The sequence below is a fragment of the Streptantibioticus ferralitis genome (assembly GCF_029223525.1).
Taxonomy (GTDB): Bacteria; Actinomycetota; Actinomycetes; order Streptomycetales; family Streptomycetaceae; genus Streptantibioticus_A; species Streptantibioticus_A ferralitis.
This window is the reverse complement of record NZ_JARHTQ010000014.1, coordinates 100,973-116,877: the sequence shown is the minus strand read 5'-3', so window position 1 is coordinate 116,877 and position 15,905 is coordinate 100,973. Positions and strand designations below refer to the sequence as shown.

Genomic DNA, 15,905 nt, shown 5'->3' with positions numbered 1-15,905 from the left:
GGCCGTCACCGCAGCCTGCTCGAAGCGAGGATGGACACCAGGTGCAGCAGGGTCTGCAGCACGGCGATCGCGGCCAGCACGGCGACGCCCAGCCGCGAGAAGAACAGGTCGCCCCTGATCGAGTCCGCGATCGCCAGGACCAGGATCACCAGGGACGCCTCGATCCCCAGCACGAGCCGGTGGAACTTCAGGGCCGCAGCGGCCTTACGGGCCAGCGCCATACCGGACGAACGCGGCTCGGACGCCGCCTCCTTGACCGGCGGCAACCCGCCCTGGTGACGGGCGACGGCGACGAGGTCGGTCTCGGCCTTGATCAGGATCGCGCCGAGCGCGGCGAGGGTACCGAGAAAGGCCCACAGCCAGTCGATCCGCCCGGAGCCCCACGGGTCAGCGGCGCGCAGGCCGAAGCCGACCAGGACCGCGGCGTCGCAAAGGTAGGCGCCGACTCGGTCCAGGTACACGCCGCCGAGCGAGAACTGCTTCTTCCAACGGGCGATCTCGCCGTCGACGCAGTCGAGCAGCAGGTAGAGCTGGACCATCAGCACGCCGAGCACGGCGCCCGGAATGCCCGGCACCAGCAGGGCGGGGCAGGCGAGGACGCCGAAGACGGTCATCAGATAGGTCAGCTGGTTGGGCGTGACCCGCGTGTTCACCAGGTGCCGGTCCACCCGCAGGGAGATCTCCCGCATGTAGGCGCGCCCGGCCCAGTGCTCACCGCTGCGCCGGTCCTTCACCCCGGCGGGGTGAACGACCGGCCGCAGTTCAGCTACCGATGGCTTTGACATAGTCCGCGTACGCATCCCTGATCGCGTCGGTGTCGAGGTCCAGGTGTTCCAGGATCGTGTACCGCCCGGGGCGGGTCTGCGGCGCGTACTCCACGGCTGAGACGAACTCGGCGTCGGAGAAGCCGATTTCGCCCGGTAGCACCGGCAGGCTGTGCCGCCGCAGGACGTCGGCGATGTGCTGGGCCTCCGCCGTGGCGCCGCGCAGGTACATCGCGAACGCCGCACCGATGCCCACCTGTTCGCCGTGCGAGGCGGCCCGCTGCGGGTACAGCAGGTCGAAGGCATGGCTGATCTCATGGCAGGCGCCGGACGACGGGCGGGTGTCCCCGCTGATCGCCATGGCGATGCCGGAGAGCACCAAGCCCTCGGCGAGCGTGGTCAGGAAGTCGTCGTCGGCGATGGTGCCGGGGTGCCGGAGCACCGACTCGCCCGCGCTGCGGGCCATCGCGGCGGCCAGGCCGTCGACGGGTTCACCGGTCTCGCGGTGGGACAGCTCCCAGTCCGCGATGGCGGAGAGGTTGGAGACCGCGTCACCGATGCCGGAGCGCACGAAGCGGGCCGGGGTGTCGCGGATCACGTCGAGGTCGATGACCAGCGCGATCGGCTGCGGGACACCGTAGGAACCGCGGCCGTTGTCGTTGTCCAGGGTGGAGACCGGCGAGCAGATGCCGTCGTGCGACAGGTTGGTCGCCACGGCCACCATGGGCAGCCCGACCCGCGCGGCCGCGTACTTGGCCACGTCGATGACCTTGCCGCCGCCGAGCCCGACCACCGCGTCGTACCGCTTGCCGCGCATCGCGTCGGCCAGCTTGACGGCGGAGTCCAGCGAGCCGCCCGCCACCGAGTACCAGTCGGCGCCCGGCAACTCGGGAGCGAGCCGGTCACGCAGCTTCTGGCCGGAGCCTCCGCTGATGGCGACCGCGAGCTTGCCCGAGCTGGAGACCCGCTGGTCGGCGAGGAGGCCGGCCAGGTCGTCCAGCGCACCGCCGTTGATGTCGACGACGACCGGCGAGGGGATCAGCCGGGTCAGTACTGGCACGCGATCTCCCGGGCGCGGTTGAGGTCGTCGTGGTTGTCGATCTCGACCCAGGAGACCTCGCCGATGGCGGCGGTGTCGACCTGGAAGCCGCGGTTGACCAGCTCCTGGTAGCCGTCCTCGTAGTACAGCTGCGGGTCGCGCTCGTAGGTGGCCTTCAGGGCGTCCGCGAGCGCCTCGGCGGCCTCGGACTCGATGAGGGTCACACCGATGTACTCACCGGTGGCGTCGGCGGGGTCCATCAGCTTGGTGATGCGCCGCACGCCCTGGCCGTCGGCGGTGACGACCTTCATCTCCTCGTCGGCGAGCTTCTTCACCGTGTCGAGGGCGAGGATGATCTGCTGCCCGTTGCCCCGGGCGTCGAGCAGGGTGCGCTCGACGGAGACCGGGTGCACGGTGTCGCCGTTGGCGAGGATCACGCCTTCCTTGATGACGTCACGGGCGCACCACAGGGAGTAGGCGTTGTTCCACTCCTCGGCCTTGTCGTTGTGGACCAGGTGCAGCTTGACGCCGTACTTGCGCTCCAGCGCGGCCTGGCGCTCGACGACGGCCTCGCCGCGGTAGCCGATGACGACGGCCGCGTCGGTCAGACCGACCTCGGCGAAGTTGCCCAAGGTCAGGTCGAGGACGGTGGTGGTGCCCTCTCCCGCAGGGTCCACGGGGACCAGGGCCTTCGGCAGGGTGTCGGTGTAGGGGCGAAGACGCCGTCCGGCGCCGGCCGCCAGCACGAGGCCGATCATGTGGGTTCTCCTGTTTCGTCGTGTACCGCGGGTGCTCCGGCCGAGACCCAGAAATGAATGGACTCGGTGAGCACCACGAGCGCCAGATAGCCGGCCAGAGCCGCGAGCGCCGTTGTCAAAGCTGTGCTGTGCGCGAGCAGGGCGGCCGCCACTGTGGCCACCAGCAGCCTGCCCTCATGGCCGCCGGTCGCATGGACCAAGGCCCTGGGAGGCGCACCGGTGCCGCCGCGGATGCGGTACACCGTGTCGTAGTGATGGTAGGCGACGGCCGCGATCAGCCCGAACGCCGCCGGAAGCGCGCCGGACACGCCGGAGCGTGCGGCGAGCGCCAGTACGACCACGTACTCAGTGGCGCGGAAGACCGGCGGAACCAGCCAGTCGAGCGCCCCCTTCAGCCGACCCGTGACCGCCGCCGCCGAGGTCAGGCAGTAGACGCCCGCCCCGAGCACCGGCCACCAGGTGCCGTACGGGGTGAACAGGGCGGTGCCGATCGCGGCGGCGCCGCCGGCCACCGCGACCGCGGGCGCCGCGAAGGACGGCAGCACCCGGGCCGCGAGCTCGGCGAGCGGGCCGGAGTCGGCCAGGTCGGCCAGCGCGTGTGCCGCCCGGTCGGTGCGCCGGGCCTTGCGGGTGATCGAGCGCAGCACCCGGCCCGCGGTGGTGTAGCAGGCCGCGAGCGAGCAGCCGACCAGCAGCGCGTAGAAGACCACCCGCGGGGTGGTGGCCGCGGTCAGTACCGCGATCAGCGCCCAGCGCTCGCCGATCGGCAGCACGATCATCCGGCGCACCCAGACCGTCCAGCCGACGCTGTCCAGCCGGTCGGAGAGGGCGGCGGTGGGGCTGGTGTTGGCGGTGGCCCCGTCTTCGAAGTGGGCGGCCTCGTTGAAGGAGAAGTCCACGACATGGCGGCAGGTCTGCAGCACCATCGCGCCGAGCGCCAGCGCCCAGACGTCGTCGCCCGCCCTGGCCGCGCCGAGCGCGAGGCCCGCGTAGTACGCGTACTCCTTGGCCCGGTCGAAGGTGGCGTCCAGCCAGGCGCCGAGCGTGGAGTACTGCAGGGAGTACCGCGCCAGCTGCCCGTCAGTGCAGTCCAGGAAGAACGAGGCGAGCAGCAGGACGCCCGCCGCGATGAAACCGATCCTGGTCCCGGTGGCCGCGCAACCGGCGGCGATCAGCGCGACCAGCAGCGAGGCGGTGGTCACCTGGTTGGGGGTGAGTCCGCGCCGGGCGCACCAGCGGGCCAGGTAGCGGGAGTACGGGCTGACGCAGAAGGTCGTGAAGAAGCCGTCACGCGCCTTGACGGCGGTACGCAGCCGAACCTGCTCCTCGTCGACGGCCGCGACGGCGCCGCGGACCCGCGCGCGCTCCGCGTCGTCGGTGGGCACGGCGGCGGTCAGTACGCCCAGTTCCGGACGGTGTACGGGGACGCCCGCGGTGTCCAGCGCGGCGGCCAGCTCGTCGGGGGCGGCGAGGCCGTCGGCGGCGAGGCACAGCTGCCCGCGGACGGCCGCGCTGACGCCGAGGGCGCCGGGGATGGCGCCGGCCGCGAAGCGCGGATCGATCAGGGCCAGCCGCAGCGCGTGGCGGTGCCCGGTGAAGCGGCGGTCGACCACGGCGACCCTGGTCCCGGCGGGCGCGGCCTTGAGGTGGCCGGCCAGCTCCGCCGGGCTGTCCGCGGCGACCACGTCAAAGCCGAGGAGGCGCAGGTCGTCCTCCAGGGTTGAGTCCGCGACCGGCGGACCGGTGAGGATGGCGGTCGACAGACGAACTCACTCCCTGATGGGTCGAGGCGACGGCAATGGCCTGCGTTGGCTGCTGCATCCCGTGGCGCCCGGCTTCCAGACGCGCCTGCGTCCCGCCACGGCAGGTCGCTGGGGCGGGTTCGACGGCTGAGGCTATCGGATACCCGGAAGGCACCGTTCACCGCACGTTCACTACCGCCCGGTGGCGGCCGCGCCAGGGCCTGGACCGGGGCTGGTCGCCCGGGAGGGCGGCACAGCAGACACCCCAGCATGGGCGAGGGCCGGGCGTGGCGACAAACCGGCAGGGGTGCGGTGGCGTGCGGCAGACTTAGGGATCTCGTACGTCATGAGCGTCAAGAGCGAAGGATGGCCATGCCGATCAGTCCCGCCACCGGCCGGCCCGGCGACCCAGGGAGCACCGGTCCGTCGTCCGAGGGGCCGTCGTCCGACGGCAGCTGCGCACCGATCCTGCTGGAGCTGGTCGACGAGGGCGGTGTGACCATCGGCACGGCCGAGAAGCTGTCCGCGCACCTACCGCCGGGCAGACTGCACCGGGCGTTCTCCGTGTTCCTCTTCGACGAGGCGGGTCGGCTGCTGATGCAGCGGCGTGCGCTGGGCAAGTACCACTCGCCCGGTGTGTGGTCCAACACCTGCTGCGGCCACCCGTACCCGGGGGAGCAGCCCTTCGTCGCCGCCACCCGCCGTACCGCCGAGGAGCTGGGGGTCGCCCCGGCGCTGCTGCGTGAGGCGGGGACGGTCCGCTACAACCATCCGGATCCGGCCTCGGGCCTGGTGGAGCAGGAGTTCAACCACCTGTTCGTGGGTCTGGTCCGGGCCGAGGTGCGCCCCGATCCGAAGGAGGTCTGCGACACCGCGTTCGTGACGCCGGACGGGCTGGCGGGGCTGCGTGAGCGGACCACGCTGTCCGCGTGGTTCGACACCGTGCTGGAGGCCGCGCTGCCCGCGGCACGGGAGCTGACCGGCCCGTCAGCGGGCTGGTGACGAGCCGGTAGGGGCGCCCCGCTACAGCAGCGGCGCCGAGAACGGGAGGGCCGCCCAGACCACCTTGCCGCCCGCGGGGGTGTGTTCGACATCACAGGCGCCTCCTGCCTCGGCGGTGATCGCCTTCACCAGCAGCAGGCCGCGACCGCCGGTCTTCGCGTAGTCGGCCTCCAAGGCCTTGGGGCGGTACGGGTGGTTGTCGCCGACGCCGACCCTGACCCACTGCGGGCCCACCGTGATCTCCACCGTGATCTGCGGAGAGAGCACGGCGGCGTGCCGTACGGCGTTGGTGACCAGTTCCGAGACGATCAGCAGCAGCCCGTCCACGGTCTCGGCGGCGACCGGGACGCCCTGCCGGGCGAGCAGGTCGCGCACCGCGTGCCGTACCTGCGGTACCGAGGAGTCGACGGCCGGTGCGGTGAACCGCCAGGCGCCCTCGTAGGGGCAGGAAGCGACTCGCTCCGCACCCGGAGCCGCGCCGGCGGCCTCCGGGGGCATGGGTTCGGGCGGGGTTCTCCCGCAGACCGTCATGACAGCACCAGCCCTCGCGTGACGTTCCCCGCAGTCCCGCCCGGTCCCCACTTGCCGGGGCGGCGGGAACCGCCTCATATGTGAAGAGTGTTGGGGCCACAACGCCTTTGCCGTTGCGCTGACCACAAGTCAGCGTGTCTCGACGGCTCTTGACCGATTGAGACCGTCTACAGTGGGCGGGCAGAGCGGTCTTGCGGCTTTTGTTCGCTGATTTCAGGGGGTTGTCCGAGAGGCAGACAATAGGATCGCCCAGACCTGACAGCCGGACCGGACGGAAGGAACGCGCATGCCAGAGCCCGGCCTGCTGCTTGACCACGCCGACGGCGCTGCCACCGCGACCGTCACCATCAGCAATCCGGCCAAGCGGAACGCCATGACAGTGTCCATGTGGCGGGAGTTGCCGGAGTTGCTCGACCGGCTCGCCGCCGACCCCGCGGTGCGGGTACTGGTGCTCACCGGTGCGGACGGGACGTTCTGCGCGGGTGCCGACATCGCCGGACTGCGCGGACAGGAGGACCCCGGCGCGGCCGCGGCGGTCGCGGAGGAGGCACTGGCCGCGTTCCCCAAGCCGACGATCGCGGCGATCCGCGGCTTCTGCGTGGGCGGTGGATGCCAACTGGCGGCCGCCTGCGATCTGCGGTTCGCGGCGTACGGCGCACGGTTCGGGGTGACACCCGCCAGACTCGGCATCGTCTATCCGGCGTCGTCCACCCGCAGGCTGGTCGGCCTGGTCGGCCCTTCGACCGCCAAGTACCTGCTGTTCTCGGCCGAGTTGATCGACGACGAGCGGGCACTGCGCACCGGCCTGGTGGACGAACTGCTCCCCGAGGACGTACTGGACGGACGAGTGGCGGAGTTCGCCGGGATCCTCGCCAGCCGCTCCCAGCTCACCCAGGCCGCGGCGAAGGAGTTCACGGCGATGGCGCTGGGGGCGGACGGCGTCGCGGACCCCGGGCGGCTGGCGCACTGGGCGGACCAGGCCAGCGGCAGCGCGGACCGCGCCGAGGGGGTGGCCGCCTTCCTGGAGCGCCGGGCGCCGAGGTTCACCTGGACGGTCGAGGCGGCGGACACCGCCCGCCCCGCGCGGCGACGACATCTCGGCAACGGTTCTACCGGCGGGTAACGTGACGCCATGACGACTCTCACCCTGCGCGCGTCACGGCGTTGCTACAACGCCCTCAACCCGCTGCACTCGGCCTTCTACTTCGCGCCCGAGCACGATGACGAGCTTGCCGCGCTCGGACTCGAACGCGGGTCGATGGCGTACTTCGCCGGGCGAGCCGCGCCGCTCGGCGCCGTCGGTGCGGGCACGGTCACCGCGACCTTCTACAACTTCCACCCCGACCTGGTGGCCCGGCACATCCCGCGCGCCTGGCACGCCGCGTCTCCGCGTGCGGTGCTGGAGGCCCGGCTGCGCATCACCGACGCCTATCTGAGGCGGCTGCTCGGCCCGGAGGCGATCGCTTCACGGCAGTTGACCGAGGCCGCCGAACTGGCCCTGCGGGCCACCGAGGCCTGCGGGCGGCCCGGCCGCCCGCTGTACTCGGCCAATGCCGACCTGCCGGTGCCCGACGCCCCGCACCTGGCGCTGTGGCACGCCGCCACGCTGCTGCGCGAGCACCGCGGTGACGGCCATCTGATCGCGCTCGCCGAGGCCGAACTCGACGGTCTGGAAGCCCTGGTGACCCACACCGCCACCGGCAAGGGGTTCACCCGGTACTTCTCACAGGCCACCCGCGGCTGGTCGGCCCAGGAGTGGTCGGCGGCCGAGGACCGGCTGCGGGAACGCGGTCTACTGGACGCGGAGGGCGAACTCACCGACCACGGTGTGGAACTGCGGCGCACCATCGAGGCGGACACCGACCGCCTCGGCTTCGCCCCTTACCGTCATCTGGGCGCGGAGTACGCAGAGCGGCTCACCGAGCTCGTGTCCCCGTTCACCAAGGCGGTGCTGGCGGCCAACGCGCTGCCGGTCAAGCACATGGGCAAGTGAGGGCCGGGGCTCCGCCGCGCCGCCCGCCAGCATCCTCGCCGGTTGTGTGATGGGGTGGGTCAGCGAGAATGCAGCGAGCGCACCGACAGGAGATGCCGATGACACTCGCCGGAACAGCCGCGATACGCACCAGTACGGCCGCCCCAGCGGTCGCACGCGTCCGCCGCGATCCACGACTGGCGATCGTCGCCGCGCTCTACACCGCCGCTCAGCTGATACTCGCGGCCCCCGGTCGCTCGCTCGCCTGGGATGAGTCGATCTACTTCTCGCAGGTCGATCCGCGCTCTCCCGCCGCCTTCTTCAGCGCACCGCGCTCGCGGGGGGTCACCCTGCTCGGCGCGCCCGTGGCGGCGTTCACCTCCGACCCCCTGGTGCTGCGGACCTTCCTCGCGGTGCTCTCCGGGCTCGCGCTGTTCGGTGCGTTCGCCGTGTGGCACCGGATCATCGGGCGGGGCACCTCGGCGCTGGCCGCGCTGCTGTTCGCGGGGCTGTGGGTGACCGTCGAGTACGGGTCGCAGATGATGCCGAACCTGTGGGTGGCCTTCGGCGCGGTGGCGGCCACCGGGTTCTTCCTGCGCGCGGTACGGGAGGGGCCACGTCGGGGTCATCTGGTCGGGCTCGCGGTGGCGGTCGGCTGGCCCACGTTGGTCCGCGCCCCGGACGGTGTGTGGCTGGCGCTGCCGCTGCTCGCGGGGGTGCTGGTCCGGGCGTGGCGCGACTGGCGGATCGCCGCGGCGATCGCCGCGGGGCTGGCGGCCGGGATGGCGGAGTGGATAGCGGAGGCGTACGCCCGGTTCGGCGGGATCACCGAGCGGCTGGCGGACTCGGACGCGATAGAAGGCGGTCTGGGCTTCTCGTGGAACGTCGGCAACGCGCTGCGCAGCGCGGACGGCCCGCTGCTGTGCCGCCCGTGCGACGTCGGCTATCCGGCCGTGTCGCACATCGCCTGGTGGCCCGCGCTGCCGCTGCTCGCCGTGGTGGGGATCGTGGTGGCAGCGCGGGCGGGGCGGTTGGCGCCCGCGCTGCTGCCGGTGCTGTGTGCGGTGTCGCTGTCGGCCTCGTATCTCTTCCTGATCCCGTATGCGGCACCGCGTTTCCTGCTTCCCGCGTACGCGCTGCTGGCGCTGCCGGTCGCCGCGCTGCTGACCGCGGGGGCGCGGGCGGTACGCACCTCGCCGACGCCGCTGCGGATCACCGCCGCCGTGCTCGCCGGGGCGCTGCTCGCCGGGCACTGGTACGTGCAGGCGCAGATCCTGCACCGGCAGATCGGCTCGGCGCGGCGGAACGTCGGCGAGTACCGGGCGCTCGCCGACGCACTGCGCCGGATCGGCATCCGGCCGCCGTGCCTGGTCGCGGGTGACTCGCAGCCCATCGCCTACGACGCGGGCTGCGCCTCGTCGATCAACTCGAACCTGCGCAGCGACGCCTCGCAGGCCTCGGGACCGGTGGTGGTCCGCGCGGCGGAACACCGGGCGGTGGCGATCCTGGTCGCTCCCGGCGGCGGCGCTCCCTCCTACGCACCGGGTTGGCAGCGCCGCGAGCTCACCGGATCACCGCTGATCACCGGCTGGTCCGCATACGTACCGCCGAAGCGTTAGCGCTGCGGCGGGCCTTCGCCCCGGGGTGCGGTGGGCTTGGCTTCACCGGTTTACGGCATTGGGGTTACTCGCCGTCGCGGCGGTGAGGGTTGTGGATCTTCGGTGGGGCGTGCGGCGGGTACGAGACCGCCGGGCCGCGTCGTCGTCGCTCGCCGTCGCGGCGGAGAGGGGGCGGGGTCTTCGCCGGGCGTGCTGCCCCATCTCGGCGGAAGGAGAAGGAGGTGCGGAACTTCGCCCGGGGGCGTGGGGCGGAAAGAGTTGCCGTGAGTTCGGACCGGCCGGGCGGGCTACGGCTCGACCGACTCGCGGGCATGCTCGCGGGCCTGCTCGCGGGCATGGCGGTCGACCGTGTGAGGATCACGCAACGCACACGGTCCCTCCGGCATCGCCGGGTGGCTTCCCAGCAGCACGATGCCGATCACGATGGCCAGCAGTCCGGCGGCCTGCCAGGCGAGCGCGCCGGGCGTCACCCGCAGCTGGTCGCCCAGGAACCCCACCCCGCAGGCGATACCGGCGAGCGGCTGCGCGGCGGTCAGCGCGGGCAGCGAGGAGCGCAGCGGCGCGGTCTCGAAGGCGCTCTGCACCAGCAGCAGCGTGGTCAGCCCGAGCGCCACGATCACGTACGGCTGCCAGTGGACGAGCAGCACGGCGACTCCACCGCTCCTGACGAACTGGCCCGAGATACGGGTGAGGGCGTCCTGCAACCCGTAGAGCAGCCCCGCGGCCAGCGCCAGGACGGTCGCTTCCAAGGTGGGCCGCAGGCGCTTCGCCAGCGCGGTGAGCAGCATCGCGAGGCCGACGAAGGTGCCGAACAGCACCCAGTGCCGCAGTGGTCCGGCCAGCTCACCACCGCCGGACGGCTGCCCCGCGACGATGAACGACGTCACGCCGAGGGCCAGCATCGCCACCCCGGCCCAGCCGCTCCAGCCCAGCGGCTGTCCGGTGAGCCACCTCGACAGGCCCATGGCGAAAAGGAGGTTGGTGGCGGTGAGCGGCTCGACAAGGGAGATCTGGCCGTGCGCGAGCGCGAGCGCCCCGAGCACCATCCCGGCGACCATCGCCGCGATGCCGATCACCCACTCGGGCATCCGCAGCAGGTCGAGCAGCAGCCGGAAGGAGAGGAAGTCGCTGAGCGGAGCGCGTTGCGCTGCTCGCTGCTGGAGCACGAAACCGAAGCCGAGGCAGCAGGCGGCGCTGATCCCGAGTAGGAATACGACCACGACGTCACCCTCTCGACCCGGCTCGAACCGACCTCGGGCGCCGTCACGGCGCCTGCCTCGATATAACGGCTGTGCGGTCTCCGCAGTGCCGACGATAGCGCCCCCCGTCGGGGTCAGCGACCGTCTCCCGCCATCAGCTCCACTGGTCGTAGCCGAGCTTGGCGACCAGCAGCACGACGACGACCAGCAGCGCGTACCGGACGAACGAGGCGCCGTTCTTGAGCGCCATCCGAGCGCCGAGCGCGCCACCCGTCACATTGCCCACGGCCATCGTGGCGGCGAGCAGCCACAGCACATGACCCTGCACCACGAAGACGATGAGCGCACCGAGGTTGGTCCCGACGTTGACCACCTTGGCCATCGCCGAGCCGTGGACGAAGTCGGCACCGAGGACCAGCAGGAAGGTGATGATGAGGAAGGTGCCGGTGCCGGAGCCGATCACGCCGTCGTAGAAGCCGATGCCCGCGCCACTGAGCGCGGCGGCGGTCACCGCACGGGAGCGGCTGAGCCGCACCGGGGCATGGGTACGGCCGAAGTCCGGGCGCAGGGTGACGAACGCGCCGACGGTCAGCAGCGCCGCCATGATCACCGGGCGGAACACCTGGCTGGGCAGCGTGGTGGCCACCAGTGCGCCGCCAGAGGCCGCGGGCAGCGCGACCGCCGCGGCAAGCCCGACGAATCGCCAGTTGATGTCCGTCCTGCGCACATAGGTGATGGCCGCCGAGGTGGTACCGGTGATCGCCACCGCCTTGTTGGTGCCGAGCACGGTGGCGGTGGGCAGCCCGGGGAACGCCACCAGCATCGCGGGGAGTTGCAGCAGACCGCCGCCACCCACGACCGCGTCGATCCACCCGGCGGCGACGGCGACGGGTATCAGCTGTAAGGCGTCCAGCACGGTCATCGGTCCCCCACACTTCGCTCAGGGCACCGATCATGCCGGATGCGGCGGACAGCGGACGAGCCGCCCCCTGTTCGACCACGCCGTGTCACACCTGATCAGACCCGACAGCAATCGATCATTGTCGGCCACGATCGGTCGCGCTCGATCGGCTCTCCCACCGCACCCGCGATCAGGCCTCGACGGCCTTGCCGGCCGCCACCTCGATCCGCCGGTTGGTGCGGACCGCACCGAGCATCCGGCGGTCGTGGGTGACCAACAGCAGCGTGCCGTCGTACGAGGCCAGCGCGGACTCCAGCTGCTCGATCGCGGGCAGGTCAAGGTGGTTGGTGGGCTCGTCCAGTACCAGCAGGTTCACTCCACGCCCCTGGAGCAGCGCGAGCGCCGCCCGGGTCCGCTCTCCCGGCGACAGCGTGGCGGCCGGGCGCAGCACATGGTCGGACTTCAGCCCGAACTTGGCCAGGAGCGTACGGACTTCGGCCGTCGCCATGTCGGGTACGACCGCCTCGAACGCTTCGAGCAGCGCCTCATCTCCGTAGAAAAGCCGCCGCGCCTGGTCGACCTCGCCGACCACCACCCCCGGCCCGAGCGAGGCCGCCCCGGCCGCCAGCGGGATCCGCCCGAGCAGGGCGCCGAGCAGCGTGGACTTGCCGGAGCCGTTGGCCCCGGTGATGGCGATCCGGTCGGCCCAGTCGACCTGCAGATCCACCGGCCCCAACCGGAACTCGCCAAGCCGTACTTCGGCTCCGCGCAGCGTGGCCACCACCGCACCGGCGCGGGGTGCGGCGGCGATGCTCATCCGCAGCTCCCACTCCTTGCGGGGTTCCTCGACCACCTCCATCCGCTCGATGAGGCGCTCGGTCTGGCGAGCCTTGGCGGCCTGCTTCTCGGTGGTCTCCACCCGGGCATTGCGGCCGATCTTGTCGTTGTCGGTGGCCTTGCGCCGGGCGTTCTTCACGCCCTTCTCCATCCAGGCGCGCTGCATACGGGACCGGGCCAACAGGGCGGACCTGTTCTCCGCGTACTCCTCGTACTCCTCGCGGGCGTGCCTGCGGGCGACCTCGCGCTCCTCCAGGTAGGCCTCGTACCCTCCGCCGTAGACGTTCACCTGCTGCTGCGCGAGGTCGAGTTCGACGATGCGGTTCACGGTACGGGTCAGGAACTCGCGGTCATGGCTGACCACCACGGTTCCGGCGCGCAGGCCCTGGACGAAGGCCTCCAGCCGGTCGAGGCCGTCCAGGTCGAGGTCGTTGGTGGGCTCGTCCAGCAGGAAGACGTCGTACCGGCTGAGCAGCAGCGAGGCGAGCCCGGCGCGGGCGGCCTGGCCGCCGGACAGCGAGGTCATGGGCTGGTCGAGGTCCACGGTCAGGCCGAGGTCGGCGGCGACCGTCTCGGCCCGGTCCTCCAGATCGGCCGCGCCGAGCGAGAGCCAGCGCTCCAGGGCGATCGCGTACCCGTCATCGGCGCCCGGCGAGCCGTCGACCAGCGCCTCGGTCGCGGCGTCGAGGTCGCGCTGGGCAGCGGCCACACCGGTGCGTCGGGCGAGGAAGGCCCGTACCGTCTCACCCGCCCTGCGCTCCGGCTCCTGCGGCAGATGGCCTACCACTGCCGTGGGCGGGCTGAGCCGCAGCGTCCCGTCCTCGGGGGCGTCGATACCGGCCAGCAGCCGCAGTAGCGTGGACTTCCCGGCGCCGTTGGCACCGACCAGCCCGATGACATCGCCGGGTGCGACGACGAGTTCCAGACCGGAGAACAGGATGCGGTCGCCGTGTCCCGCGGCGAGGCCCTTGGCGACGAGAGTGGCACTCATAAGAGGGTAGATCCTAGCTGCCCGCGCCCGCCCGTTCGATGACATTTCCACCCGGCCAACCGCCTGGAGGTAGGTTCCGTGCCCAGTAAGAAGGCCCTGGTCCGCCACCCCAGCCCGCGTCTCGCGGAGGGACTGGTCACCCATACAGCGCGCTCACCGATCGACACCGCCCTCGCGTTGCGCCAGTGGGCGGGCTATGTCGAGACCCTGCGGTCGCACGGGTGGCAGACCGTCGAGGTCGACCCGGCCGACGACTGTCCGGACGGTGTGTTCGTCGAGGACACGATGGTCGTCTTCCGCAACGTCGCGCTGATCGCCCGTCCCGGAGCGGGATCCCGCAGGCCCGAGACCGCGGCGGCCGAGCGGGCCGCGGCCGATCTCGGCCTGTCCATCAACCGGGTCCGGGAACCGGGCACCCTGGACGGCGGCGATATCCTCAAGGTCGGCGACACCGTCTACGTAGGCCGTGGCGGCCGCACCAACGCGGCGGGTGTACGGCAGCTGCGCGCCGCCTTCGAACCACTGGGCGCCCGGGTGATCGCCGTTCCGGTGACCAGGGTCCTGCATCTGAAATCCGCCGTGACCGCGCTCCCGGACGGCACCGTGATCGGCCATCCACCCCTGGTCGACGACCCGTCGGTCTTCCCGCACTTCCTTCCGGTTCCGGAGGAGTCCGGCGCCCATGTGGTGCTGCTCGGCGGCGGCAGACTGCTGATGTCCGCGAGCGCCCCGAAGACCGCCGAACTCTTCGCCACTCTCGGCTACGCCCCGGTCCCGGTCGACATCACCGAGTTCGAAAAACTGGAAGGCTGCGTCACCTGCCTGTCGGTCCGCCTCCGCGACCTGTACGAGTAAGGGGCCATCCCCCCACAGCACCATGCGACAACCGCACGCGCCCTCGCCCCCGGCACCCTCCGCCCCAAAGCGAAGGGACCCTGGGCCCCAGCCCCCAGCCACCGCCCGGCAGCGAGAGGGCCCGAGGGACATCGCCCCCCGGCAGATCCCCCAGCCGGAGGGAACGGGGCCCCGGGGGACCTCCCCCCGCCGCGACGAAGGGGGCCCTACGCCCCGACCCCGCAGCCCCCACCCGCAGGCAAGGGAGCCCTGGGATTCCACCCCGTAACTGAGGACCTCACCCTCGCAACCCACCGACCCAAGCGAAGGGACCCTGGGCCCCCCACACACAGCCCCCGCCCGGGCGGCAAAGGGGGCCCGCGGTACGTCCCCCGCGGCGAACCCCGCCCGAAGGCGAAAGGTTCCCCAGAAATCCCACCCCCCGCAAGCCACCCACCCGCAGGCGAAAAGCCGTGGGCCCCAGCCCCGCAGATCCCCCCGCCCGCACGCGATAGAGCGCTCGCCCCCGCCCGGCGGCGAAACGGCCCGGGGAACCTCGCCCCCCGCAGCCCCCCGCCGAGAGGCGAAAGAGCCCAGGGCCCCCGCCGAGAGGCGAAAGAGCCCAGGGCCCCCGCCGAGAGGCGAAAGCGCCCAGGGCCCCCGGCCCCCCGCCCGGAGGGGAAAGCACCCTAGGCCCCCGCCCGCCGGGAGGCGAAAGGGGCCCGGGGGCCTGGCCCCCGGAAGCGGCCAACCCCAAGCGGGAGGCGAAAAAGCATGCAAGCACGCTTGATTGTTGTCCCCCGCAGTGCCAGCCTTCTCCGGTGACGGGGTCCATTGGATGTTGACGTGACGTCAACCAGGGGGCTGGTATGGCCGATTCACGCCTCGTGCGCGAAGTCCTGACGGACTTGGCGGCCGAGAGCGAGGAGCTCGACACGCTGGTCGCCGGTCTGTCCGAGGAGCGCTGGCGCGGGCCGACGCCCGCCCCGGGCTGGACCATCGCGCACCAGATCGCCCACCTGGCCTGGACCGACCGCGCCACCGTGCTCACCCTCACCGACCCGGCCGCCTTCGCCCGCGAGGCGGAGCGCGCGGCGCGAGCCATCAGCGACTACGTGGACGACTGCGCCGCCGAGGGCGCCGCACAACCGCTCGACGCCCTGCTGAGACGCTGGTGCCAAGGGCGCACCCAACTGCGCGAAACGCTTGCCGCCCAGCCGCCGGACGCCCGCTTCCCCTGGTTCGGGCCGCCGATGAGCACCGCGTCGATGGCCACCGCGCGGCTGATGGAGACCTGGGCGCACGGCCAGGACATCGCCGACGCGCTCGGTGTGCGCCGGACACCGACCAGCCGGTTGCGGCATGTGGCCCGGATCGGCGTACGGGCCAGGGACCACGCGTTCACGGTGCACGGACTGATCCCGCCGGAAACCGCGTTCCGGGTCGAACTGACCGCCCCCGACGGCCAGTTGTGGACGTACGGACCGGCCGACGCCGAACAGCGGGTGACCGGGCCCGCGTTGGACTTCTGTCTGCTGGCCACCCAACGCCGTCATCGCGCCGACCTCGCGGTCACCGCGCACGGCCCGGACGCCGACCGCTGGCTGGACATCGCCCAGGCGTTCGCCGGTCCGCCGGGCGCGGGCCGTACGCCCACCGCCGTCCCCCGAGGTGAGCGCGCCGGTACCGAAAGAGACGAGACCGAGTGAGCGGCGA

14 protein-coding genes are annotated in these 15,905 nt (G+C 72.1%); 6 read left to right on the top strand and 8 right to left on the bottom strand.

The genetic code is table 11. From position 1 onward, the window contains the following. Positions 1-5 precede the first annotated feature (5 nt). From P2L57_RS21770 to P2L57_RS21755, 4 genes are read right to left on the bottom strand one after another with little or no spacing between them, the layout of a single operon-like run. Positions 6-785 carry a CDP-alcohol phosphatidyltransferase family protein gene (locus tag P2L57_RS21770; protein WP_275817085.1) on the bottom strand — a complete coding sequence of 260 codons (780 nt, stop codon included), beginning with the start codon at positions 783-785 and terminating at the stop codon, positions 6-8. After that, positions 763-1,824, bottom strand: coding sequence for an iron-containing alcohol dehydrogenase family protein (locus P2L57_RS21765; protein ID WP_275817083.1), 1,062 nt, complete (start codon positions 1,822-1,824; stop codon positions 763-765). Before P2L57_RS21765 ends, P2L57_RS21770 begins: the two co-directional genes overlap by 23 nt. Further along, positions 1,812-2,561, bottom strand: coding sequence for a phosphocholine cytidylyltransferase family protein (locus P2L57_RS21760; RefSeq protein WP_275817081.1), 750 nt, complete (start codon positions 2,559-2,561; stop codon positions 1,812-1,814). Before P2L57_RS21760 ends, P2L57_RS21765 begins: the two co-directional genes overlap by 13 nt. Further along, positions 2,558-4,324, bottom strand: a complete 1,767-nt coding sequence (locus P2L57_RS21755) for a DUF5941 domain-containing protein (protein ID WP_275817179.1) — start codon at positions 4,322-4,324, stop codon at positions 2,558-2,560. The genes P2L57_RS21760 and P2L57_RS21755 overlap by 4 nt, the downstream gene beginning before the upstream one ends. Before the next feature lie 351 nt (positions 4,325-4,675). On the opposite strand from P2L57_RS21755, the gene idi reads away from it, so the two are divergent. Continuing rightward, on the top strand, positions 4,676-5,305 hold the full coding sequence (gene idi, locus P2L57_RS21750; protein ID WP_275817079.1) for an isopentenyl-diphosphate Delta-isomerase: 630 nt from the start codon (positions 4,676-4,678) through the stop codon (positions 5,303-5,305). Between the two features lie 21 nt (positions 5,306-5,326). Here idi and P2L57_RS21745 read toward each other — a convergent pair whose 3' ends face one another. After that, positions 5,327-5,803, bottom strand: coding sequence for an ATP-binding protein (locus P2L57_RS21745; protein ID WP_275817077.1), 477 nt, complete (start codon positions 5,801-5,803; stop codon positions 5,327-5,329). Between the two features lie 319 nt (positions 5,804-6,122). Between P2L57_RS21745 and P2L57_RS21740 the strand changes: the two genes are divergently transcribed. From P2L57_RS21740 to P2L57_RS21730, 3 genes are all read left to right on the top strand, one after another. Continuing rightward, positions 6,123-6,959 (top strand): enoyl-CoA hydratase/isomerase family protein, encoded by an 837-nt coding sequence (locus P2L57_RS21740; protein WP_275817074.1) that lies wholly within the window; start codon positions 6,123-6,125, stop codon positions 6,957-6,959. A 9-nt stretch (positions 6,960-6,968) separates the two neighbouring features. Beyond that, positions 6,969-7,829, top strand: coding sequence for an SCO6745 family protein (locus tag P2L57_RS21735; RefSeq protein WP_275817072.1), 861 nt, complete (start codon positions 6,969-6,971; stop codon positions 7,827-7,829). 98 nt (positions 7,830-7,927) lie between these two features. Beyond that, on the top strand, positions 7,928-9,427 hold the full coding sequence (locus tag P2L57_RS21730; RefSeq protein WP_275817070.1) for a hypothetical protein: 1,500 nt from the start codon (positions 7,928-7,930) through the stop codon (positions 9,425-9,427). A 287-nt stretch (positions 9,428-9,714) separates the two neighbouring features. Here P2L57_RS21730 and P2L57_RS21725 read toward each other — a convergent pair whose 3' ends face one another. The 3 genes from P2L57_RS21725 to P2L57_RS21715 form a co-directional block, all read right to left on the bottom strand. Then, positions 9,715-10,647: a DMT family transporter gene (locus P2L57_RS21725; protein ID WP_275817068.1), complete on the bottom strand. Its 933-nt coding sequence runs from the start codon at positions 10,645-10,647 to the stop codon at positions 9,715-9,717. A gap of 133 nt (positions 10,648-10,780) precedes the next feature. Continuing rightward, entirely contained in the window at positions 10,781-11,548 is a 768-nt protein-coding gene (locus tag P2L57_RS21720) for a TSUP family transporter (protein WP_275817066.1), read from the bottom strand. 169 nt (positions 11,549-11,717) lie between these two features. After that, positions 11,718-13,355, bottom strand: coding sequence for an ABC-F family ATP-binding cassette domain-containing protein (locus P2L57_RS21715; protein ID WP_275817064.1), 1,638 nt, complete (start codon positions 13,353-13,355; stop codon positions 11,718-11,720). A gap of 78 nt (positions 13,356-13,433) precedes the next feature. Between P2L57_RS21715 and ddaH the strand changes: the two genes are divergently transcribed. Together ddaH and P2L57_RS21705 are read left to right on the top strand one after the other, a co-directional pair. Continuing rightward, on the top strand, positions 13,434-14,210 hold the full coding sequence (gene ddaH, locus P2L57_RS21710) for a dimethylargininase (protein WP_275817062.1): 777 nt from the start codon (positions 13,434-13,436) through the stop codon (positions 14,208-14,210). Between the two features lie 848 nt (positions 14,211-15,058). Continuing rightward, positions 15,059-15,898, top strand: a complete 840-nt coding sequence (locus tag P2L57_RS21705; RefSeq protein WP_275817060.1) for a TIGR03084 family metal-binding protein — start codon at positions 15,059-15,061, stop codon at positions 15,896-15,898. Positions 15,899-15,905 lie beyond the last annotated feature (7 nt).

Coding starts and splice junctions, on each gene's coding strand:
- P2L57_RS21770 (WP_275817085.1), bottom strand. CDS start 785: ATGTCAAAGCCATCGGTAGCTGAACTGCGGCCGGTCGTTCACCCCGCC.
- idi (WP_275817079.1), top strand. CDS start 4,676: ATGCCGATCAGTCCCGCCACCGGCCGGCCCGGCGACCCAGGGAGCACC.
- P2L57_RS21705 (WP_275817060.1), top strand. CDS start 15,059: ATGGCCGATTCACGCCTCGTGCGCGAAGTCCTGACGGACTTGGCGGCC.
- P2L57_RS21720 (WP_275817066.1), bottom strand. CDS start 11,548: ATGACCGTGCTGGACGCCTTACAGCTGATACCCGTCGCCGTCGCCGCC.
- P2L57_RS21730 (WP_275817070.1), top strand. CDS start 7,928: ATGACACTCGCCGGAACAGCCGCGATACGCACCAGTACGGCCGCCCCA.
- P2L57_RS21760 (WP_275817081.1), bottom strand. CDS start 2,561: ATGATCGGCCTCGTGCTGGCGGCCGGCGCCGGACGGCGTCTTCGCCCC.
- P2L57_RS21745 (WP_275817077.1), bottom strand. CDS start 5,803: ATGCCCCCGGAGGCCGCCGGCGCGGCTCCGGGTGCGGAGCGAGTCGCT.
- P2L57_RS21715 (WP_275817064.1), bottom strand. CDS start 13,355: ATGAGTGCCACTCTCGTCGCCAAGGGCCTCGCCGCGGGACACGGCGAC.
- P2L57_RS21735 (WP_275817072.1), top strand. CDS start 6,969: ATGACGACTCTCACCCTGCGCGCGTCACGGCGTTGCTACAACGCCCTC.
- P2L57_RS21740 (WP_275817074.1), top strand. CDS start 6,123: ATGCCAGAGCCCGGCCTGCTGCTTGACCACGCCGACGGCGCTGCCACC.